This is a genomic window from Nocardia sp. JCM 38205 (assembly GCF_058222935.1).
In genome coordinates this window covers 479,843-501,250 of the sequence record NZ_JBYHFL010000005.1, presented here as the reverse complement: position 1 = coordinate 501,250, position 21,408 = coordinate 479,843, and the positions used below count along the sequence as shown (strand labels likewise).

17 protein-coding genes and 1 other RNA gene are annotated in these 21,408 nt (G+C 69.9%); 8 read left to right on the top strand and 10 right to left on the bottom strand.

Features of this window, described 5'->3' with window-relative positions:
* Positions 1-69 precede the first annotated feature (69 nt).
* Positions 70-7,281 (top strand): amino acid adenylation domain-containing protein, encoded by a 7,212-nt coding sequence (locus AC4HOU_RS21150; RefSeq protein ID WP_195021144.1) that lies wholly within the window; start codon positions 70-72, stop codon positions 7,279-7,281.
* 91 nt (positions 7,282-7,372) lie between these two features.
* The gene (locus tag AC4HOU_RS21145; protein ID WP_195021143.1) at positions 7,373-7,801 is read left to right on the top strand and encodes a hypothetical protein; all 429 of its coding nucleotides are present in this window, start codon (positions 7,373-7,375) and stop codon (positions 7,799-7,801) included.
* A 75-nt stretch (positions 7,802-7,876) separates the two neighbouring features.
* Here the strand turns inward: AC4HOU_RS21145 and AC4HOU_RS21140 are convergent, their stop codons facing one another.
* From AC4HOU_RS21140 to AC4HOU_RS21115, 6 genes are all read right to left on the bottom strand, one after another.
* Positions 7,877-9,109 carry a molybdopterin-binding protein gene (locus AC4HOU_RS21140; protein ID WP_228816027.1) on the bottom strand — a complete coding sequence of 411 codons (1,233 nt, stop codon included), beginning with the start codon at positions 9,107-9,109 and terminating at the stop codon, positions 7,877-7,879.
* Positions 9,110-9,351: 242 nt separating this feature from the next.
* On the bottom strand, positions 9,352-9,960 hold the full coding sequence (locus AC4HOU_RS21135) for a dihydrofolate reductase family protein (RefSeq protein ID WP_280213458.1): 609 nt from the start codon (positions 9,958-9,960) through the stop codon (positions 9,352-9,354).
* A 74-nt stretch (positions 9,961-10,034) separates the two neighbouring features.
* Complete coding sequence (locus AC4HOU_RS21130) at positions 10,035-11,084, bottom strand: ABC transporter ATP-binding protein (RefSeq protein WP_490725020.1); 1,050 nt, start codon at positions 11,082-11,084, stop codon at positions 10,035-10,037.
* Positions 11,081-11,890, bottom strand: coding sequence for a molybdate ABC transporter permease subunit (gene modB / locus AC4HOU_RS21125; RefSeq protein WP_163814180.1), 810 nt, complete (start codon positions 11,888-11,890; stop codon positions 11,081-11,083). Before modB ends, AC4HOU_RS21130 begins: the two co-directional genes overlap by 4 nt.
* Entirely contained in the window at positions 11,887-12,663 is a 777-nt protein-coding gene (modA, locus tag AC4HOU_RS21120) for a molybdate ABC transporter substrate-binding protein (RefSeq protein WP_490725019.1), read from the bottom strand. The genes modB and modA overlap by 4 nt, the downstream gene beginning before the upstream one ends.
* A gap of 4 nt (positions 12,664-12,667) precedes the next feature.
* Positions 12,668-13,066: a TOBE domain-containing protein gene (locus tag AC4HOU_RS21115; RefSeq protein WP_490725018.1), complete on the bottom strand. Its 399-nt coding sequence runs from the start codon at positions 13,064-13,066 to the stop codon at positions 12,668-12,670.
* Between the two features lie 119 nt (positions 13,067-13,185).
* On the opposite strand from AC4HOU_RS21115, the gene pip reads away from it, so the two are divergent.
* A complete protein-coding gene (pip, locus tag AC4HOU_RS21110; protein ID WP_324197435.1) occupies positions 13,186-14,160 on the top strand; it encodes a prolyl aminopeptidase in 975 nt (324 codons plus the stop codon).
* 35 nt (positions 14,161-14,195) lie between these two features.
* On the opposite strand, the gene AC4HOU_RS21105 is transcribed toward pip, so the two are convergent.
* A complete protein-coding gene (locus AC4HOU_RS21105; RefSeq protein ID WP_490725017.1) occupies positions 14,196-14,672 on the bottom strand; it encodes a GNAT family N-acetyltransferase in 477 nt (158 codons plus the stop codon).
* Between the two features lie 44 nt (positions 14,673-14,716).
* Positions 14,717-15,469, bottom strand: coding sequence for a 3-oxoacyl-ACP reductase FabG (gene fabG, locus AC4HOU_RS21100; protein ID WP_490725016.1), 753 nt, complete (start codon positions 15,467-15,469; stop codon positions 14,717-14,719).
* A gap of 229 nt (positions 15,470-15,698) precedes the next feature.
* On the opposite strand from fabG, the gene AC4HOU_RS21095 reads away from it, so the two are divergent.
* Both AC4HOU_RS21095 and AC4HOU_RS21090 read left to right on the top strand, forming a co-directional pair.
* A complete protein-coding gene (locus tag AC4HOU_RS21095) occupies positions 15,699-16,709 on the top strand; it encodes an NAD(P)/FAD-dependent oxidoreductase (RefSeq protein ID WP_490725015.1) in 1,011 nt (336 codons plus the stop codon).
* A gap of 70 nt (positions 16,710-16,779) precedes the next feature.
* On the top strand, positions 16,780-17,406 hold the full coding sequence (locus AC4HOU_RS21090; RefSeq protein ID WP_163814186.1) for a class I SAM-dependent methyltransferase: 627 nt from the start codon (positions 16,780-16,782) through the stop codon (positions 17,404-17,406).
* A gap of 160 nt (positions 17,407-17,566) precedes the next feature.
* Here the strand turns inward: AC4HOU_RS21090 and AC4HOU_RS21085 are convergent, their stop codons facing one another.
* Complete coding sequence (locus AC4HOU_RS21085) at positions 17,567-17,974, bottom strand: MerR family transcriptional regulator (RefSeq protein WP_163814187.1); 408 nt, start codon at positions 17,972-17,974, stop codon at positions 17,567-17,569.
* A 49-nt stretch (positions 17,975-18,023) separates the two neighbouring features.
* Between AC4HOU_RS21085 and AC4HOU_RS21080 the strand changes: the two genes are divergently transcribed.
* Positions 18,024-18,899 carry an NAD(P)-dependent oxidoreductase gene (locus tag AC4HOU_RS21080; protein ID WP_194989803.1) on the top strand — a complete coding sequence of 292 codons (876 nt, stop codon included), beginning with the start codon at positions 18,024-18,026 and terminating at the stop codon, positions 18,897-18,899.
* 183 nt (positions 18,900-19,082) lie between these two features.
* The gene (locus AC4HOU_RS21075) at positions 19,083-19,907 is read left to right on the top strand and encodes a class I SAM-dependent methyltransferase (RefSeq protein ID WP_228816125.1); all 825 of its coding nucleotides are present in this window, start codon (positions 19,083-19,085) and stop codon (positions 19,905-19,907) included.
* Between the two features lie 78 nt (positions 19,908-19,985).
* Here AC4HOU_RS21075 and AC4HOU_RS21070 read toward each other — a convergent pair whose 3' ends face one another.
* Positions 19,986-20,873: an alpha/beta hydrolase gene (locus AC4HOU_RS21070; RefSeq protein WP_163814190.1), complete on the bottom strand. Its 888-nt coding sequence runs from the start codon at positions 20,871-20,873 to the stop codon at positions 19,986-19,988.
* A 36-nt stretch (positions 20,874-20,909) separates the two neighbouring features.
* On the opposite strand from AC4HOU_RS21070, the gene rnpB reads away from it, so the two are divergent.
* Positions 20,910-21,325: RNase P RNA component class A (gene rnpB / locus AC4HOU_RS21065), an RNA gene on the top strand.
* The last annotated feature ends 83 nt before the right edge of the window (positions 21,326-21,408 follow it).

Here is a 21,408-nt window from a genome sequence, read left to right as displayed (position 1 = left end):
GCGTGATCACAGCGCCGTGACCCGCCGACGCCGGCAGCGGGTCCGAACCTGGCCGCACGAGGAGCTACCGTGAATTCCGAGACGACACCGGCGGACGCGGAGGAGCCCGGCCTAGCCCGCTGGCCGGTCACCGCCTATCAGCGCGACGTGCTGTCCGCCGCCTTCCGGTTCGCACCGGAACCGGTGTCCCAGTTGGCCGTCAAGGGCGATGTGGACCGGCCGCTGGATGTGGCGCGGATGCGGGAGGTGCTGCATCGCGCGGTGCGCCGCAACGATGCGCTGCGCCTGCGTTTCGAACTCGTCGACGGGGAGTTCCGGCAGTGGGTTTCCGAGGTCGAACCCGTGCTCGAGCACGTCGATTTCACCGCTGAACCCGATCCGGCGCAGGCGTGCGCGGACTGGATTCGCCGGATGTCGGCCCAGCCCATCGAAGGGCCGTCCAATCTGGCGGTGGCGGTATTGGTCGACGATCCGGCCGATTTCCACATCTTCATCCGGGTGCAGCACGCCAATGCCGACGGCTGGGCGTTGAACATGCTGCTGGCGCATCTGATCCACGACTTCCTGAGCCCCGACAGCGCCGAGCCGGAGCCGCTGCCCTCCTATCGCGAGTTGCTCACCGCCGAGCAGCAGTACCGGTTCTCCGCGGACTGGAATGCCGACCGCGAGGCGCTGCTCGACCACGTCGGTGACGCTGTTCCGGCACTGTTCACCCGCACGTCCGCGCCGACGGCCGCGCGCGGGCATCGGGTGGTGCGCTTGGACAAGGCCTATCTGGATCGGCTGCGCGGCACCGGCACCTCGCCGTTCGCCTACACCGCGGCCGCGCTGGGCGCCTACCTGTGCGCGGTGCACCGCACCGATGAGGTGATGCTCGGCGTGCCGATGCTCAACCGCGACACCCCCGTCGCGCTGGCGGCGGGCGGACATGTCACCAATATGCTGCCGGTGCGGGTGCGCGTCGGCGAGCGGCGGACGCTGGCCGAGGTGGCCGCCGATGTCGCCGCTCAGATCAAGGCGTTGAAGAAGCATCAGCGCTTCGCCTACGGCGATCTCATGCGCGCGCTCGCCGAAGACCCGTCCGCGCCACCGCTGTTCGACGTGTCGTACTCGTATATGCGGTTGCCTGCCTCGGACCATCTGGATCAGATCATGGCGCGGCTGCGGCTGCCCAATGCCGGATCCTGCCTACAGGCGCTCAATATCGTCGCCATCGAACATCAGCGTGACGGTTCGCTGAGCGTGCAGTTGATCTACGACCTGGATGTCTTCGACGACACCTACCCGATCGGCAGCGCCCTCGACAGCGTCGCCACCATGATCGAGGCCTCGCTCACCGACCCGGAGCAGCCGGTATCGGCGTTGCCGCTGCTGTCGCCGGCGACGGCGCAGCGGGTCGCGGAGTTCGAGGCCGGTCCGCGCACCGACTTCCCGTACACCACGCTGGACCGGCTCTTCGCCGAACAGGCCGCGGCGCACCCGGCGCGTACCGCGATCATCGCCGCCGACGGCGAGCGCCTCGGCTACGCCGAATTGTCCGAGCGCGCCGATGTTTTCGCCGATCAGCTGCTCGAACTGGGCGCTACCGGCAACGAATGCGTGCCGGTGATCCTGTCGCGCTCGCCGCGGATGCTGGTCGCCATGTACGGCATCCTGCGGGCCGGCTGCGCCTATGTGCCGCTGGATCCGGAGTTCCCGGCCACCCGCATCGAGACCGTGCTGGCCGATTGCGGTGCGCGGTTCGTGGTGGCCGGACCCGAACATCAGGAGGTTTTCGACCGGCTGGGTGTGGTCCGGGTCGAGCCGGGGGAGGTGCATCCGGTGAGCGTCGAAAACCGTTCGCATCCGGCCGATCTCGCCTATCTCATCTACACCTCCGGTTCGACCGGCAAGCCCAAGGGCGTGATGATCGAGCACCGCTCGGTGGTCAACCGGTTGACCTGGATGCAGCGGCGCTACCCGCTGGGCGCTGCCGACGTCATCCTGCAGAAGACGCCGGCCACCTTCGACGTGTCGGTATGGGAGCTGTTCTGGTGGTCGATCACCGGCGCGCGGGTGGCGTTGCTCGAGGCCGGCGGGGAGCGCGATCCGCGCCGCATCATCGCCGCCATCGAGAAGGACGCGGTGACGGTGCTGCATTTCGTGCCGTCGATGCTCGCGGCCTTCGTCGACGAGCTCGACAGCGATCACGCCGCCGTCGCGCGGATCGCCTCGCTGCGGCGGGTGTTCTGCAGTGGCGAGGCGCTGCCGCCCGCGCTGGTGCGCCGTTTCCAGGCGGTGTTCGCCGCCGCCGGAGTGACCGCCCCGCAGCTGGTGAATCTGTACGGGCCGACGGAGGCGACGGTCGACGTCTCCTACTTCGACTGCCCCGACGGCGAAGCGCTCGACGTGGTGCCCATCGGCCGTCCCATCGAGAACATCGACCTGCTGGTGCTCGACGAACACGGCCGCAGGTTGCCGCCCGGTGTGCCCGGTGAGCTGAATATCGCCGGTGTCGGTGTGGCGCGCGGCTACCGCGGCCGCGACGACCTTACCGCCGCGGCGTTCGTGCACGACCGCACGGTCGCGGGCCGTCGCCGCTACCGCACCGGCGACCTGGTGCGCTGGCTGCCCGACGGCCAGATCGATTACCTGGGCCGCTTCGACGACCAGGTGAAGGTGCGCGGCAACCGCGTCACCCTCGGCGAGGTGCAGAACGCGATGCTCGACTGCGCCGGGGTGCGCGCGGCGGCCGTCGTCGACGAGAAGTCACCGGCGCAGGGGGTGTACCTGGTCGGCTATTACGTCGGCGAGTCCGAGGCCGAGCCCGCGCGCGACCGATTGGCCGCCGAGCTCGGTGAGCGGCTACCCAAATACATGGTGCCGAGCCGGCTGGTGCGGGTGGATCGGATCCCGGTCACCCGCAACGGCAAACTCGATCGCCGGGCACTGGCGCAGGCCGCGGCCGAACAGCAGCCTGCCGAGGCGGCCGCAGGTTCGGGTGAGCCGCGCAACGACGTGGAGGCCGCGCTGGTGCGGGTGTGGTCGGCGGTCCTGGGCGTCGACACGATCGGCGTGCACGACAACTTCTTCACCCACGGTGGAGACTCGATCCTCGCGCTGTCGGTGCGCACGGCCGCTGAACGCGCCGGTATCCGCTTCGATGTCGACACCTTCTATCAGCGCCCCACGATCGCCGAACTGGCCGAGGTGATCGCCGACAGCGCCGAGCGGGCGCCGGAGCCGGTCACCGCACGGCTGGCGACGGTGCCGCTGGTCGATCATGCCGCACTGCACCGCGCCGAAGACGCCTTCCCGGCCACCGCCCTGCAGCTGGGCATGCTGTTCCACAGCCTGGAACGCGCTGATTCGGTGACCTACAAGGATGTGTTCCGCTATCGGCTGCGGATTCCGTGGCAGGAACGGCAATTCCGCACCGCCTTCGACCGGCTGCTGCGGCGCCAGCCCGCGCTGCGGTCGTCTTTCGAGCTGACGAAGTTCTCGGTGCCGCTGCAGATCGTGCATCCGGAGATCACCGCCGATTACGAGGTCGTGGACCTGACCGGCATCGCCGAGGCCGAAGCCGAGCGCCGGGTCGAGGACTACATCCAGCAGCGCAGGCACGCGGCCTACTCCATCGACCGGGCACCGCTGCACGCCCTGCGCGTCTTCCTGCGCGCTCCCGAAACGTCCTCCGGCACCGCGGCGGTCGATCTGGTGCTCAGCTTCCACCACGCCATCCTCGACGGCTGGAGCGTGGCGACCTCGGTGCTCGAGCTGCTGCGCGACTACCTGCACGCGCTGGGTGTGCTGGAAACCGGCATCGACGACACCGCGCACCCGGCGGCGACGCTCGCCGAGTACGCGCAGGCCGAACTCACTGCCACACAACGTGTTTCGTCGCGGGCGTACTGGCGCGAAGTACTCGCCGGTGCCGAGGCGACCGCGCTGACGGCCTTGGCGGCGCATCAGCCGCAATCCGCCGGCCCCGCGAAGGCGCGGGCGTTGGTACCGCAGCGGCTCAGTGCCCGGATCGCCGATTTCGCGGCGCGACATCAGGTCCCGGAGAAGGCGGTGTATCTGGCCGCGCATCTGCTGACGCTGCGGCTGCTGTCCGGGCGCGCCGATGTGACCACCGGCGTCATCAGCCACGGCCGCCCCGACCGTGCGGGCGCCGAAAGCCTGGCCGGGCTGTTCCTCAACACGCTGCCGATGCGGCTGGACGCCACCGTGACCACCTGGCGCGACGCCGTCGACCAGGTGGTGCGCCGCGACCGCGCCGCCTACCCGCATCGGCGCTACCCGCTGCGTTCGATCATGGCCGATCACGGCGGACCGGTGTTCGAGACGGCGTTCAACTACGTCAACTACCACCAATTCCAGGCCGTTCTCGGCGCGGACCGGGTGGAGCTCGACGACATCGACATTCGCGAGGAAACCAACTTCCAGCTGCTGGTGACCGCGGCCACCGATCCACGCGACGGCCGGATGTGGTTGCGCGTCGACGGTGACGGCGCGGTCGGCGCCGAGCAGTGCGAGATGTTCGCGCGCGCCGAGCTGCGGATGTTGACGGCTCTGGTGGACAACCCGGACGCCCCGATCGATCCGGGGGCCGAGTGGGTGTCGAGTCGTGACGTCGGTGCGCTGGTCGCCGAGGTCGCAGCCGTGCGACCGTCCGATATCGCCGTCGCCGCCGACGACTGCGCCTGGACCTATGACGAGCTGGTGACCCGCAGCGACGTCATCGCGGCCCGGCTGCTCGCGCACGGTGTGCGCACCGGGTCGAAGGTGGCCATCATCGGCCGCAGCACCCCGGAGCTGGTGGCGCTGGTGCTGGCGGTGGCCCGGATCGGCGCGGCGAGCGTCCCGCTGGACGTGCGTTATCCGAGGGCGCGGCTGAACCTGATGATCGAGCGGGCCCGCCCGCACCGCGTGGTTGTCGACGCCGGACACCTCGACCTGGTCGATGATCCGGCGCTGGTGCTCGATACCGCTGAACTCACCGCCCCGGCCGGTCCGTCGGACCCGGCGGCGCCGCGTTTCGGGCCGGTGCCTCCGGAAACCACGGCCTACGTGCTGTTCACCTCCGGCTCGACCGGCGAACCCAAGGGCGTGGCGATGCCGCATCGCGGCCTGACCGCGCTGGTCGACTGGCAGCTGCGCGCGGAGTCGGGTAGCGGACTCGCGAGCACGCTGCAAGCGGCGCCGCTGAGCTTCGACGTCGCGTTCCAGGAAATCTTCACCACCCTGGCGGCGGGTTCGACGCTGCGGGTCAGCGAACGCGACCTGCGTGCCGATATGGACGAACTGCTGAGCACGGTGGCCGACGAGCAGATCGAGCGGGTGTTCCTGCCGTATGTGGCGTTGCAGGCGTTCGCCGAGGCGGCGTCGGTGCGCCAGACCTACCCGACCGGGTTGAAGGTGCTGGCGTCCTCGGGTGAGCAGTTGCGCATCACCGACGAGATCCGCGCGCTGTGCGCGTCGGTGCCCGGTCTGCTGCTGGAAAACCAGTACGGCCCCACCGAAACCCATGTGGCGACCACCTACACCCTCACCGGCCCGGAGAGCTCGTTCCCGGTGCTGCCGCCCATCGGCCGCGCCGTCGACGGCGATACCGCCGAGATCCTGGACCGGCAGTTACGGGTGGTGCCCGACGGCGTGATCGGCGAGATCTACCTCGGCGGTCGCTCCCTGGCACGCGGCTACGAAGCCATGCCCGGTTTGACCGCGCAACGGTTCGTCGCCGCCCCGGGCGGTGAGATCCGCTACCGCACCGGCGATCTCGGCGTGCGGCTGCCCTCGGGCGATATCGTCTGCCTCGGCCGCAGCGACAGCCAGGTCAAGATCCGTGGCTACCGGGTGGAACCGGCCGAGGTCGAGCTCACCATCCTCGGCCTGGCCGAACAGTTCCCGGGCATCAGCGAGGCCGCCGTGGTGGCGCGCGGGTTCGGCGGGATCGATGGTGCGCTGGTGGCGTTCCTGGCCGGCGATGCCGGGACCACCGATCTCACCGCGCTGCGGGCCGAACTGCGGTCGGTGCTGCCCGCGCATATGGTGCCGTCGCGGTGGCAGTGGGTGGAGTCGATGCCGCGCACACCGAGCGGCAAACGTGACGACCGGGCACTGCTCGCCCTGCCGGTGACGGGCACCACCGAACAGGCGCAACAGCATCGGGAGCCGGTCGACGATATCGAGCGCTCGGCCATGGAACTGCTCGCCGAATACGCCGGCCTGCCGTCCATCGGTCCCGATGACGACTTCTACGCCATGGGTGGCACCTCCATCGGCGCCATGCGCGTGGTGATGGGGCTGTCGCGCCGTTGGGGCGTCGAGCTGCCGATGAGCGCGTTCGTGGCCGCGCCGACCGCGGCCGGGCTGGCCGAGCTGATCCGCGCGGGTGACACCCGGCCGAGCTTCGATCCGCTGGTGCCGATCCAGCCCGAAGGCACCAAACCGCCGCTGTTCCTGGTGCATCCGATTGGCGGCAACGTGCTGTGCTACCTCGCTGTCGCCAAGTATCTGGATCCGGATCGTCCGGTGTACGGGTTGCAAGCGGCCGGCGCCGATACCGGCAGCACGCCGCTGAACTCGGTCGCTGCGATGGCCGATTCCTACATCGCGGCGATCCGCCGAGTGCATCCTGAGGGTCCGTACCATCTGGCGGGCTGGTCGTTCGGCGGTTATGTCGCACTGGAAATGGGGCGCAAGCTGCCCGAGCACGAAGTGGCCAGCGTGACCCTGCTCGACACGATGGCGCTGCGGCAGCAGTCCCGCGAACCCATCCCCGAGGAGAAACTGATCCGCTGGTTCTTCCTCGAACTGCTCTGGTACGCCCGCGGCAATGAGACCGCGCTCGGCGAGTTCGAACCGGATGTGCACGATTCGGCGGAACTGTTCGACGCCATGCTCGCCGAGGCCATCCGCTCCGGGATCCTGCCCGAAGGCAGTCCGGCGCAATCGATTCGACGGTTGTACGAGGTGTTCCACGCCAACTACACCGCGCTGATCACCTACCAGCTGTCGGTCTTCGACCGCGATATCACGCTGCTACGGGCCACCGACGGCATCCCGCGCGGCTTCGACATCGCCCACCAGACCATCGGCACCATGTTCGACAGCGAGAACAACGGCTGGGAACAGTACGCCGGCCGCCGATTCGAGGTGGTGGCGGTGCCGGGCGATCACCTGCACATGATGACCGAACCGCATGTGGCCGAGGTCGGCATGCAGCTGGACGCGGCGGTGTCGTCGGCCGATCCGGACCTGGACCGGGAGTTCAGCGAGGGCATGCTCGACGTGTGACGGCGTACCGGCCGGCCATGACCTCAGAGGTTATTGAGCCCATGACCCCGCGACCCGCACAGTGGTGCCCGGACCGAGAGAGAGGGCGATCATGAGCACTGCGCTGCGAGAGGATGCCGAACGCGTCGCGGCAGAGCCGCTGCGCTTCGCGTTACGAGCGGACGGATGGGGAACCGGAGTTTTCGGGCTGTTCTTGCTGGCAGGCGCGGTGCCGCTGCGGGATCCGCTCGGCTTGCCGACGGGCTGGTCGATCCCGTTCGGAGTGGCGATGGTCGGCGGTGGGCTCGCGCTGTTGCTGATAGCCGGATATCCGGTGATCTCGGCACGGCACGCGGCGACGGTGGTGGCGGTGAACGGCGCGTCGGCGGTCGCGATGGCGGGGCTCGCGTTCTCCGGGCTGATCGATCTGACTGCCGCGGGGGTGAGTTTTCTGCTCGCCGGTGCGGTGGTTGTGGCGTGCTTCGCGGGACTCGAATACCGCGGTCTGCGTCGTGTCGATCAGTATCGGCGCGCACGTTGACTGCCGTGCGCACCCGGAGCGGCCGTTCACGACTTCCTGTACACCCCGCATCGTGGAGATGAGCCGGTAGACCGCTCAGCCGGGAAGTGGCACGAGCTCGACCAGCGAGCCTCGTCCCGAGCGGGGCGGCAGCAGGGCCAGCGCCCGCGCGGTGATGAGGCTCGCCAGATGCGGGGTGTGCACCGGGCCGGTGGCCTGCCAGACCCCGCCGGGCTGCTGGCAGACCGGGACGATGCGGGTCAGGGTGTCGTGGGTGCCGGAGGAATCGGCCATCCGCCCGCGCAGCGGTTCGGCCGGGATGCGGGCGGTGCGGGCGTCGACGATGGCGGGGCCGGTGAGCAGCAGTGCGGCGATCGCGGCGAACGGGTTGCCGGGTAGTGCGAGCAACACGCGGCCGTCGGGCAGCAGCGCGACCAGCTGGGAGCCGCCCGGACGGATCGCGAGGCCGTCGATGAGGATGTCGGCGCGCAGCTCGGTGAGCAGTGCGCGCAGATGATCGGCCGCGCCCCGGCCGGTAGCGCCGACCACCACCACCAGGTCGGCCTCCGAACGCAGCGCGAACCAGGAGCCGAGCAGCTCCCGGCAGTCGTCGAGCCGCCAGACATGGGTGGTCTCGATATCGCAGGCCCGCAGATAGGTGGGCAGCACCGGGCCGATCGAATCCCGCGTCTGACCGGGCGCCAACGGGCCCTGCGCGCGGATCTCGGAGCCGGTGATCAGCACATCCGCCCGCAGCGGCCCACGGACGGAGAGGCTTGGCACCTCGGCGCTCGCCGCCGCCGACACCACCGCGGCGGAGACCCGGGTGCCCGCCGCGGCCAACTGCGCGCCCGGATGCCAGTTCTCCCCGCGGCGGCGGGTGTCGTCGCGCACCGGCGCCTCCGGTCGACGTGCCAGCAGGGTCTCGCCGGACAACATACTGGTGGAGACGAATTCATCGCGGACGACAGCGGTGGTGCCGGACGGCGTCGGCGCGCCCGTCGCGATGCGGACCGCCTGCCCGGGTTCGAGCGCCCGGCCGCCGTGGGCGCCCGCGACCCGGGTATCGCCGCGCAGCACCCACGGTCCCGGCCCGCAGACCGCGTAACCGTCCATGGCGGCGGTATCGACCCGCGGCAGCGCGGTCGCGGTGGTCAGCGGCTCGGCCAGCGTCGCTCCCGAGGCCTCGGACGGCGGGCGTTCGGTGCTCGCGATCGGAGCCAGCCGGGCGCGCAACAGCGCCCGCGCCTCCTCGACCGTGCGGGCCGTGTCCCCGCATCCGGCCGGGCCGGTGTGCGCCACCATCGCGCGGGCGGTCGGCGCGCTCATCGCCGGTCCGCCTCGCGCGCACCGGCCGGCCTCGGACCCGAGCTCACCCACATCATGCGAGCCATCCTCGCCGCCCCCGATTTCCCGCCATTTTCGGCGCAGTTGCCCCGCAATGACGCTGTGCTCACACTCCCGGCTGTGCGGCTGTGCGGCTGTGCGGCTGTGCGGCTGTGCGGCTGTGCGGCTGTGCGGCTGTGCGGCTGTGCGGCTGTGCGGCTGTGCGGCTGTGCGGCTGTGGCGGTTCAGGTCAGCTCGGGGCTGATCGGGCGGTAGCGGAGGTTGACCTCGGCGTCGGGGTCGTCGCCGTTGGCGAGGGCCAGCGGGATGGGTGTGCCGCCGGGATGGTCGAACAGGCGAATCCCGTCCCCGAGCAGCACCGGCGCGATGTGCAGGTCGATCTCGTCGATGAGTCCGCGTTCGAGCAGCTGCGCGCCGATTGTGGGCGAGAAGACTTCGAGATTCTTGCCTGCGGCCGCCTCGAGTCCGATCCGGACCGCTTCGGCGACATCGCAGTTCAGGAAGGTGACGCCGGCGGCGGGTGTGGCGTCTTCGGGGTGGTGGGTCAGCACGAACACCGGTCCCTGCCAGGCGCCGCCGTAGATGGCGGTGGGGTCGGGGTAGGCGTCCCACCCGGTGCGGCCGCCCAGCACGGCGCCGGTCGTCTCGACGTACTCCTCGACGAGGCCGGGTCGGGAGGTTCCGCGCATCCAGTCCATGGAATGGTTCGGTCCAGCGACGAATCCGTCCAGCGACATGCTGAAGTGCCAGAGCACCTTCCCGCCCGCGGTCTGCGGTGCGGTGTCCGGCAGCGCTCTGGCTGCCGTGTTCTCCGAGGTCATTGCGGTGTCCACGGGCCTTCCTCTCGTCGGGTTCCTGGTAGTGACGACCAGGCGGGCCGGCGAAACTCATCGCTCGGCGCGCGATCCTATGCCGGATAGGTGTGGATTTCGGTGGCCTTGAGGGCGGCCCACAGCTCGGTTCCCGGGCGCAGGCGCAGTTCGGCGACGGTGGCGGCGGTGACGTCGGCCAGGGCCGGGGGAGTGCCGTCGAGCCGGACCCGGACCGTATGCGCATGCTGTTCGACCCCGGCGACGGTCACCGGCCAGGTATTGCGCGGACTGCCCGCGGGACGTTCCGGATGCAGGCTGACGGCGCTCGGCGCGAAGGCCAGATGTACCGCAGCTGTTGCCGGTTCGGCGATCGTCAGCTCGCCGCCGCGGTCGAGGTCGACGACCGTGCCGCGCGCGGTGCCGCGGAAGAGATTGAGGCCGACCAGATTGGCGACGTAATCCGAGCGGGGGCGCCGGGCGACCTCGGCGGGCGCACCTTCCTGCACGACGGCGCCGTCCTCCGTGATGACCAGCCGGTCGGCGAGCACCATCGCATCGAGCGGGTCGTGGGTGACCAGCACCGTGTGGCCCGGATAGTCGCCGAGATGGTGGGCCAGGTCGCTGCGCACCCGGATCCTGGTGCTCGCGTCCAGCGCGGCCAGCGGCTCGTCCAGCAGCAGGAGTTTCGGCTCGGTGGCCAGCGCCCGCGCCAGCGCCACCCGCTGCGCCTGACCGCCGGACAAGCTGCGCGGTTTCGTCTGCGAATACTCGCCCAGCCCCACTCGCTCCAGCCAGTGCCCGGCCCGCGCCCGCGCCGCTGCCCGCCGCATTCCCCGCGCTCGCAGCCCGAACGCGACATTGTCCAGCGCATTCAGATGCGCGAAGAGCAGGTAGTCCTGGAACACCACTCCGACCTGCCGGTGCTCGGCCGGCGTGAACGTGTGCGGCGGTGCGTCCCAGAGGTGCTCATCGAGCCGGATCGCACCGTCGGTGAGCGGTGTGAGCCCGGCCAACGCTCGCAGCGCGGTCGTTTTCCCGGCACCGTTGGGCCCGAGCAATGCCACCACCTCGCCGGCCCGCACCGTCAGCGCCAGCCCGAGTGCGAAGTCGCCGCGGGTGATCCGGATATCCGCCTGGAGCGTCATCCGATGCCCCGCGTCCACCGCTCCCGCAGCGCCGCGAGCACTCCGACCGAGACCGCCAGCAACACCAGGCTCAGCACGATGGCGGCGTCCGGGTCGGTTTGCAGCGCCAGATACACGGCCAGCGGCATGGTCGTCGTTTCGCCGGGGAAGTTGCCCGCGAAGGTGATGGTGGCGCCGAATTCGCCGAGTGCGCGCGCCCAGCAGAGCACCGCACCGGCCACCACACCGGGCAGGATCGAGGGCAGGGTCACGCGGCGGAAGCTCAACCAGGGGGAGGCGCCGAGTGTGGCGGCGGCTTCCTCGTAGCGCGGATCGGCCGCCCGCAAGGCGCCTTCGACCGAGATCACCAGAAACGGCATCGCGACAAAGGCTTCGGCGACCACCACACCGGCCGTCGTGAACGGCAATGACACCCCGAACCATTCGTGCAGGTACTGGCCGATCAGCCCGCGACGCCCGAACACCAGCAGCAGTGCCACACCGCCCACCACCGGCGGCAAGACCAGCGGCACCGTCACCAGCGCCCGCACCAGCCCGCGGCCGGGCAGGTCGGCGCGTGCGAGCAGCCAGGCCAGCGGGATGCCGAGCAGCAGACAGATCATCGTCGCCAGGCTCGCGCACACCAGCGAAAGCCGCAGCGCTTCCGCGATTTCCGCGCTGAACAGCCGATCCGGCAGGGTCCGCCACGGTGCTCGCAGCACCAGCCCCACCAGCGGAACCACCAGGAACAGCAGCCCGATCACGGCGGGCACCAGCAAGATCGGTGGCCGCCGTCGCCGCACCCGTCGTGCGACGGTCCGGGTCACGGCGTCTCGAATCCCGCGTCGGCGAAGACCGGGCGGGCCGCGTCGGATCCGATGAAGTCGACGAATGCCGCGGCGGCCGGTGCGTTCGGCGCGTGCGCGACCGGCGCGATCGGATACTCGTTGACCGCGCTCGCCGATTCCGCGAACTCGATGCCGTCGACCTTGTCGCCGGCCGCTCGCACATCGGTGCGATACACCAGCGCGGCATCGACCTCGCCGAGCGTCACCTTGCTCAGTACGGCCTTCACGTCGGGTTCCCTGGTGTCGGGTTTCGGGGTGATCCGCGCGGACTCGAAGACCTTCGTGGCCGCCGCCCCGCACGGTACCTGTTCGGCGCACAGCGCGATGATCGGTTCCTCGCGGCCGAAATCGGACAGACCGGTGATCGCGCCGGGATTTCCTGCGGGAACCGCTATTTCGAGGCTGTTGCGGACGAACGTCACCGGCGATCCGGTGATGTCGCCGGAATCGACGACCTGCTGCATGTTCTTCGGGGCGGCCGAAGCGAAGACGTCCGCGGGCGCGCCCTGCCGGATCTGCTCGGCGAGTTCGGAGCTCGCGCCGAAGCTGAACACGACGTCCACGCCGGGATGCGCGGCCTCGAACTGCGCACCCAGCGCGGTGAATGTCTCGGTGAGCGAGGCGGCAGCGAAAACGGTTACCCTGCCGCTGATTTCACCATCGCCGGGCGCGGCCGAGCCGTCATCCCCGCAACCGGTGAGTGCGAAGGTGCTCGCGACGAACAGCGCGGCGACATGACGATAGCGGTGCACGAGTTCAGCTCTCCGGGATCTCGACGACGACATGCGTGGATTTCACCGAGGCGACGGCCACGCTGCCCACCTCGAGGCCGAGTTCATCCACCGACTCCCGGCTGACCAGCGACACCAGCCGGAACGGACCTGCCTGCATCTCCACCTGCGCCATCACCGTGTCCTTGACGATGCGCGTGACGATGCCGCGCATGCGGTTGCGGGCCGAGGCGGCGACGGTGGTGCCCGGCTCGGGCGCGTCGGCGCCGGCGCGCAGGAATTCGGCCAGGTCGCGCCCGCTGATGCCCTTGCGTCCGTTGTCGAGCTGAATCGACGGCAACCGTCCATGGTCCACCCACCGGCGCACGGTGTCATCACTGACACCGAGCAGGGCTGCTGCCTCGCTGATCCGCAAATTCGACACGATTGGGAGCATATTCCCGCATCTGCGGAAATCAAGGCGTCATGATGATCGTTATCGAACCTGCGCGTTTCCGGTGCGGACGGGTGAGGTGGCGGAAACATCGTGTTAGCGTCCGCTGGGTGGATTCACCGCCGTCGCAGCCGCACGCCTTTCCCGTGCTCGAGCCGTACGCGTCCGGCCTGCTCGATGTCGGTGACGGCAATCGGATGTATTGGGAGACCAGTGGTAATCCGCGCGGGAAGCCGGTGGTCGTCGTGCACGGTGGGCCCGGCGCGGGTGGCGGCGGCTCGCGTCGGAGCGCCTTCGATCCGGCGATCTACCGCATCGTGCGCTTCGACCAGCGCGGATGTGGGCGGAGCCTGCCCAACGCGGCCGATCCGCGAGTGCGCCTCGCGGTGAACACCACCGAACATCTGATCGCCGATATGGAGCGATTGCGCACCCACCTGGGGATCGAGCGGTGGATGCTGTTCGGCGGATCGTGGGGTTCGACGCTGAGCCTCGCCTATGCCCAGCGGTACCCGGAACGGGTGACCGAGATCGTGCTGGTCGGTGTGACGATGACGCGGCGCGCGGAGATCGACTGGCTCTACCGGGGCGTCGGGCTGCTGCTGCCGCAGGAATGGGAGCGGTTCCGCGAGGGTGTGCCCGCCAGCGACCGTGACGGCGATCTGGTCGCCGCCTACAGCCGGTTGTTCGACCACCCCGACCCGCAGGTCCGCGTGGCCGCCGCCCGCAACTGGTGCGCCTGGGAAGACGCCGTCATCGCCCACGAAACCACCGGTTCGCCCGGCCAGTACAGCGCCAAACCCGAAGCCGCCATGCTCACCTTCACCCGCATCTGCGCCCACTACTTCGCCCACGCGGCCTGGCTGCCCGACGGCCGGCTCCTCCACGACGCCCACCGCCTGACCGGCATCCCCGGCATCCTCATTCACGGAAAACTCGACCTCAGCGCTCCGCTCCGCACTGCCTGGGACCTCGCCAACGCCTGGCCCGACGCCGAACTCCAGGTGATCGACGATTCCGGGCACACCGGAAGCCCGGCCATGGGCGAAGCGGTCTTGTCGGCCGCCGCCCGATTCGCGCGGTGAACACAGCGATCCAGCGGGGCCCTGGGCATTACTCGCTAGGTGGCCAGACGAAGGACCATCTCGTTCTCCGGCCGCGGATCCTCCGGCCCGCACGGCTGCCGGCGCCCGGTGTAGTGAAAACCGTTACGCCGGTACAGGTTCTCCGCGTGGTGGTTGCCGTCGAGCACCCACAGTCGCAGCTCCGAATGGCCGCCGTCGCGCGCCCACTCGATCACCGCGTGCACCAGCCGGTCGGAGATTCCGCTGCCGCGCGCGACCGGATTCACCCACATCGACACCAGCTCGGCGGACCCGTCGGCACGAAAGCCCGCAGCCGACCCGATGGGAACACCGCCGTCTTCGGCCACGAACAACGTCCGCGGGCGGGCCCACTCACGCCAACGCTGTTCGTTCCACGCCGATGCCTCGGCGAACGTCGTACTGAACGTGCCGGGCGGCGATCCCGCGAGCGCGTCCAGGCGAACGGCCCGCGCCACTTCCCATTCCGCAGGCGGCACCCGGCGCACGATCATCGGTCGATCGTGCGCCGGATAGCGCTCGCCCGCAAGGGGATTGATCAGTCCTTGGGGCCGCCGGCCACGTAGATGACCTGGCCGGAGACGAAGCCTGCGCCCTCGCTGGCCAGGAAGGACGCGGTGTGGGCGATGTCTTCGGGGTAGCCGACGCGGGCCACGGGGATCTGGGAGGCGGCGGCGGCCTGGAAGTCCTCGAAGGAGGCGCCGACGCGGGCCGCGGTGGCGGCGGTCATATCGGTGACGATGAATCCGGGGGCGATGGCGTTGGCGGTGACACCGAACTTGCCGAGTTCGAAGGCGAGGGTTTTGGTGAAGCCCTGCATGCCCGCCTTGGCGGCGGAGTAGTTGGCCTGGCCGCGGTTGCCCAGGGCCGAGGTGCTCGACATGTTGATGATGCGGCCGAACTTCTGCTCCACCATGTACTTCTGCACGGCCCTGGTCAGCAGGAACGCTCCACGCAGGTGCACGTTCATGACCGCGTCCCAATCGTCGACGCTCATCTTGAACAGCAGGTTGTCGCGCAGGATACCGGCATTGTTGACCACCACCGTCGGTGCGCCCAGCACGCCTTCCAGCCGCTCGACCGCCGCCGCCACCGACGCCTCGTCGCTGACATCGGCGCCGAGCGCCACCGCCTGTCCACCGGCCTCGGTGATCGCCGAGACCGTATCGGCGCAGGCGTTCTCGTCCAGATCGAGCACGCCGACCTTCATGCCGTCGGCGGCGAATCGTCGGGCGATCGCCGCGCCGATTCCCCGCGCGGCACCGGACACTACTGCGACCCTCTCGGTCATGAACGACGTCCTTCCTCGAAGTAACTGCTTCGCAGCCATCTAACACCCGCTGGGCCACCGCGCGTCGGCACGTCGAATCCGCCCTGGTGTGACAGTGTTGGTCCCGCCGACTGGCGGTTGGCGCGCTCGCGGGTGATACCCCCTCCCGCCCGGCAAAATTTGCCGCATTGGCAAATTTCCTTGCCAGGATCGGCAACTGTTCGCATCATCGTGTGCGGAGGTGGTCACAGTGACCGATGAGCTGAAAAACAGCTATGACGTGGTGGTACTGGGCGGCGGAGCCGCGGGGCTGAGCGGTGCGGTGACGCTGGCGCGGTCGAGGCGGTCGGTCGTGGTGATCGATGCGGGCGACCCACGCAACGCACCGGCGGACGGCGTGCACGGCCTGCTCGGCCGCGAAGGAATGCCGCCCGGCGAACTGCTCGAACGAGGCCGCGCGGAGCTTCGCGGATACGGCGGCCGGATCGTCACCGGGGAGGTGGCCACGGCCACGCGCGACGGTGACGGATTCGCCGTCACCCTGACCGACGGCCGAGCGACCCGCGCCCGCCGCCTGCTGGTGGCGACCGGCCTGACCGACGTGCTGCCCGACATTCCCGGCCTACGGGAACGCTGGGGCCGCGACGTCCTGCACTGCCCGTACTGCCACGGCTGGGAGGTACGCGACCAGGCCATCGGCGTGCTGGCGAGCAGCCCGATGTCGGTGCACCAGACGATGTTGTTCCGGCAGCTGAGCGACGACGTCACCTTCTTCACCCATACCGCGCCAGAACCGGCCGGTGAGGTGGCCGAGGAACTCGCGGCACGCGGAATTCGGGTGGTGACCGGTGCGGTCGCAGGACTGGAGATCGACGCGGACCGGCTGGTGGGTGTGCGTCTCGCCGACGGCACCGTCGTCGCCCGCGACGCACTGGCCGTGGGGTCGCGCATGGTGGCGCGGGCCGGGTTCCTGGCCGATCTCGGGCTGACACCGGTGGAGCACCCGATGGGCATGGGCGAGCACATCGCCGCCGATCCGACGGGCCGCACCGACGTGCCCGGGGTGTGGGCAGCGGGCAATGTGGTCGACCTGTCGGCTCAGGTGGGCGCTGCCGGTGCCGCGGGGACCATGGCCGGCGCGCAGATCAACGCGGACCTGGTGGCGGAGGAGACCCGGCAGGCGGTCGCCGCGCTGCGCGAGAGGGCTGCGTCCGAGCCCGGAGTCGCCGAGCAGCCGGTGGGGGAGCACGCCCTCGGATAAGCGAGACCGGGCGGCGGGGCCGACGACCCGCCGCCCGGCACCGATCGACGACCGGAACCAAAGGATCAGCATGACAGAGGAATTCGGCAAGGAATTCTGGGAGACGCGTTACCACGGCGCCCACTCCGCCGCCCGCGAACCCAACCCGCACCTCCTCGCCGAGGTGGGTGACCTACCGCCGGGCACGGCGCTCGACGCCGGCTGCGGGACGGGCGGCGAAGCACTGTGGCTGGCCGCTCAGGGCTGGCAGGTGATGGCCGTCGATATCTCCGATGCGGCCCTGCGGCACGCCCGCGAACGGGCCGACGCCGCCGGTGCCGACATCGCCGCCCGCATCAGCTGGCAGCAGGCCGACCTCACCGAATGGGTGCCTCCCGCTGCGCAATTCGACCTGGTGTGCACTCACTACGTCCATACCTCCGGCTCCCCGCAGGAGTTGTTCGAGCGCCTCGCCACGGCCGTCGCCCCCGGCGGAACCCTGCTCATCGTCGGTCACGCCCCGAGCGACCACCTGTCCAGCCATGCGCACGGCTCGTCATCGGCACACGTGCACGTCACCGCCGAAGACATCGCCGCGGGCCTGGACCCCGGCCGGTGGGAAGTCCAGGTAGCCGAAGGCCGTTCCCGGCAGACCATCGGCCCCAATGGTTCGGAGGTCACGCTCGAGGACACGGTGTTGCGCGCACGTCGTCGCTGACCGGTTCCGTCCACATCGCGACGGCCGCCCGCGCCTCGTCTCGGTCCCGGCGGCGGGGGCGTCCATCAGGCCGAAATCGCTTGTCGCGCACCCGGTTGAAGCGGTCGCCGGGTCATCGTCGTGAATTCGGTGGGCCGGTAGTGGGTCGTGCGCCGCCCGCTCATGCGGTGACGCGCGCGCGACCGGATCCGTCGAACGGCGGGTAACTGTCCCCGCCCGTCCGTTCGGCGGCCGCGATGTACTCGGCGAGGGCGTCGCGGGAGCGGGTCAGTTTGTCCAGCTGGTCGTCGAGCCGGTTCATCCGCGAGCGCATCGCGTCGAGCAGTTCGGGGCAGCCGGGCAGGTCGGGCGCTTCGCCGGTGGCGCAGGGCAGCAGGTAGGCGATGTCGTCGCTGGACAGGCCGGCGTCGAGCAGGTGCCGGATCTGGCGCACCCGAAGCACGGCGTCCTCGGGGTAGTCGCGATAGCCGTTGGGGCTGCGGTCGGCCTCGAGCAGGCCTTGCGCCTCGTAGTAGCGCAGCTGGTGGGCGTTGACGCCCGTGCGGCGGCTCAGTTCCCCGATCAGCATCGACACCTCACTTGACCTTCAGACCGGTATGAACGTTGATCATGCTGCCATGACCAACACCGAAACATCCGTGTCCATTCTCGGGCTCGGCCTCATGGGCCGGGCACTCGCACGCGCCTTCCTGAAAGCCGGGCATCCGACCACCGTCTGGAACCGCACGTCCGCCACGGCCGAACCGCTGGTCGCCGAGGGCGCGCGGCAGGCTCCGACGGCCGCCGAAGCGATCGCCGCCGGATCACTGACGATCATCTGTGTGAGCGACTATCCGGCGGTCTACGAGCTGCTCGACGGGGCGGAGCTCGCGGGCACGACCCTGCTCAACCTGACCTCCGGCGACTCGGCCCAGGCCAGGGCAGCCGCCCGCTGGGCCGAGCAACGCGGCGCCCACTACCTCGACGGCGCCATCATGGCCATCCCACAGGCGATCGGCACCGACGAGGCGGTGATCCTGCTCAGCGGCGTGCAGGCGCATGCCGAAGCGCATCGCTCGACGCTGGAAGCGCTCGGCACGCTCACCTATCTCGGCGGCGACCACGGCTTGGCGTCGCTGTACGACGTGGCGGGGCTGGCCATGATGTGGGGCGTCCTCAACGCCTGGCTCCAGGGCACGGCCCTGCTCCGCACCGCCGGCGTCGACGCCGCCACCTTCGCCCCGTTCGCCCAGCAGATGGCCGCGAGTGTCGCCGGCTGGCTGCCCGGACACGCGGAGCAGATCGATGCAGGCTCGTTCGCGACCGAGGTGGCCTCGCTCGACACCCACGTGCGGACGATGGCGCATCTGATCGAGGAATGCGAGGCGGCCGGCATCAATGCCGAGCTGCCGAGATTGATCAAGTCGATGGCCGACCGATCGGTCGCCGCCGGGCACGGTGGAGACGAATACGCCGTGCTGATCGAAGAATTCGCCGAGCCGGGCGCTGCCTGATGGACACCGCCGCACACGGGCGAGCCGCACGCTCGGTGGCGATCTCGGCGGGCGGATCCGGCGAGTCCTCGGTGCCCGCTGGAAAACCGGTGGCGGTCGGCTTCGGGCATCAGTACAAAGGTTCGTCGGGGCGCACGAGAGCAGCCGGGGATTGAACCGTCGAAAGGGCCTGCCGTGAACGAGATGGAAGCCATCGCCGCCAACCGCGCGAACTGGGACGACCGCGCCGACGTCCACGTGCGTTCGCGGATGTACGACGTCGACGCGTTCCTGGCCGATCCCACCGATATCTCCCAGGTGGTACGCAACGATCTGTCGGTGCTGGAGCCGCACCTGCCGGACACCGGGATCCACGGGCGATCCCTCCTGCATCTGCAATGCCATATCGGCACCGACACCGTCTCGTGGGCACGGCTCGGCGCGGTCGAGGTGCACGGCCTCGACCTCTCGCCGAACTCGCTGCGGCACGCGGCGCGGATCGCGGCCGCCGACGGCCGTGACATCACTTGGGTCGAAGGCGACGCCCGCTACGCCTCCTCGGCGATCGACCGCCGCTTCGACACGATCGTCACCAGCGCCGGAACCATCGTCTGGCTCCCGGATCTCACCGATTGGGCCCGCTCCATCCATGACCTGCTCGAACCGGGCGGTGTCTTCCTCATCCGCGACGACCACCCGATCCTCGGCGCCATGGACTTCCAGCCCTGGACCATCACCGACGATTACCTCACCGGCGGCGGTGTCCTGACTTATGAAGATTCCGGCACCTACACCGAGGATTCGGAGGGCTTGATCACCCACACCACCAACCACGAATGGCGCCACGACCTCAGCGAAGTCGTCACCGCGCTGCTCGCGGCGGGCCTGAGAATCGAAGCCCTGCACGAACTCCCGTACATGGACTGGCCGGCGTTCCCGGCCCTCGAGCCCTGCGCCGAGGGCTGGACGACGGCCCCCGGCCACCCGCGGATTCCGTTGAACTTCGCCGTCGTCGCGCGCCGGGGTTGAGCTCATCTGGCGGGCGTGAGACCCCGGCCGGGTCCGGATCCGGCCTACCGCGCCGAGCCGGCCCCGCCCAGGGCATGCTCAGGGGCGCAGCACCGAGACCAGGAATTCGGTCTGGTCGTGCACGGCCTGCTCGAACACGTCATCGAAGTAGATGTCGAAATGCCCTGCGTCGTAGCGCTTCACGATGGCGTGCTTGGTGCGTTCGGCGGCGCGCAGTGCGGGTTTGACCGGTGCCACCGAATCGTTGTCGCACAGTGCGTAGAGCACCGGCATCTTCAGCGCCTTGGCGCGCCGCCCCGGTGCGTCGAACAGGGCCGAGAAGGCCACGCGCGCGGCTACTTTCGGCTGATAGCTCTCGCTTTCCTCGGCCAGCCTGCCGAAACCCTCCGGCACGTCGGGCGCCGACATCAGCGCGGCGGCACGCTTGCGCCCGGCCAGCCGCACCGGAACGGGCTTGCGCCGGATCGGTCCGATCAGCAGATCGGTGGCGGCGATGGTGGCCACCTTGGTGAGGCTGGTCGGGCCCTTCGCCATGGCGGAGGCCCAGCCGCTGGTGAACGGCACCTGCGCCACCACCGCGGCGATATAGGCATCGTCCGGGGCCACCGACAGCACGTGCCCGCCACCGAAAGAGGTGCCCCACAACGCGATCCGGGTGGCGTCGAACCCGCGGATGGTGCGCGCGTAGGCGATCGCCGCATGCCAGTCCTCGCGCTGACGGGCGATGTGCAGCAGCTGGCGCGGTGCGCCGTCACTGGCACCGAAATGGCGATAGTCGAAGACCAGCACCCCCATCCCCGCGGCCGCGAACCTGCGCGCGTACCGATCCAAACCCATTTCCCTGTTGGCCCCCAGGCCGTGTCCCATCACCACGAGCGGGCGGGGTTTGGGCACGCCATCCGGACGGTAGAGCCAGGCGGCGCACTGCTCTCCCCCCGACGGGAAGCTGACCTCGACACGTTCCATGGTCGATTAACTTACCGAGTATCCTGTGCTGGCGGACGAGTCGGCCGGGCGGCCGCGGCGACGGGAACGGGCACTGCGGTGTCGCTGCCCGGAGCCGAGGAAAGTCCGGACTCCACAGAGCAGGGCGGTTGCTAACGGCAACCCGGGGCGACCCGCGGGACAGTGCCACAGAAAACAGACCGCCCACGACCTCTCGGGGTCGTGTGGTGAGGGTGAAACGGTGCGGTAAGAGCGCACCAGCGCCCCGGGTGACCGGGGCGGCTCGGTAAACCCCGCCCGGAGCAAGGTCGAAGGTCGCATCGCGTGCGATGCGGCTGCGCAGGTGTTCGAGGGCTGCTCGCCCGAGCCTGCGGGTGGACCGCTCGAGGCACCCGGCGACGGTGTGTCCAGATGGATGGCCGCCACCCGGTGCGAACCGGGGACAGGATCCGGCTTATACGCCGGCTCGTCCGCCCCAGACGCCGAGCGGCGGCGCCCCAGCAGGGGGGAAGGGAGGGTGGGGGCAACTTTCGCAAGGTCCCGAGCGCCATTGCTA

What these genes read in the sequence shown, in the direction of transcription:
- AC4HOU_RS21090 (WP_163814186.1), top strand. Translation starts at nt 16,780, where the DNA reads ATGACAGAGGAATTCGGCAAGGAATTCTGGGAGACGCGTTACCACGGC.
- AC4HOU_RS21105 (WP_490725017.1), bottom strand. Translation starts at nt 14,672, where the DNA reads ATGATCGTGCGCCGGGTGCCGCCTGCGGAATGGGAAGTGGCGCGGGCC.
- AC4HOU_RS21080 (WP_194989803.1), top strand. Translation starts at nt 18,024, where the DNA reads ATGACCAACACCGAAACATCCGTGTCCATTCTCGGGCTCGGCCTCATG.
- AC4HOU_RS21145 (WP_195021143.1), top strand. Translation starts at nt 7,373, where the DNA reads ATGAGCACTGCGCTGCGAGAGGATGCCGAACGCGTCGCGGCAGAGCCG.
- AC4HOU_RS21085 (WP_163814187.1), bottom strand. Translation starts at nt 17,974, where the DNA reads ATGCTGATCGGGGAACTGAGCCGCCGCACGGGCGTCAACGCCCACCAG.
- fabG (WP_490725016.1), bottom strand. Translation starts at nt 15,469, where the DNA reads ATGACCGAGAGGGTCGCAGTAGTGTCCGGTGCCGCGCGGGGAATCGGC.
- AC4HOU_RS21075 (WP_228816125.1), top strand. Translation starts at nt 19,083, where the DNA reads ATGGAAGCCATCGCCGCCAACCGCGCGAACTGGGACGACCGCGCCGAC.
- AC4HOU_RS21070 (WP_163814190.1), bottom strand. Translation starts at nt 20,873, where the DNA reads ATGGAACGTGTCGAGGTCAGCTTCCCGTCGGGGGGAGAGCAGTGCGCC.
- AC4HOU_RS21130 (WP_490725020.1), bottom strand. Translation starts at nt 11,084, where the DNA reads ATGACGCTCCAGGCGGATATCCGGATCACCCGCGGCGACTTCGCACTC.
- AC4HOU_RS21140 (WP_228816027.1), bottom strand. Translation starts at nt 9,109, where the DNA reads ATGAGCGCGCCGACCGCCCGCGCGATGGTGGCGCACACCGGCCCGGCC.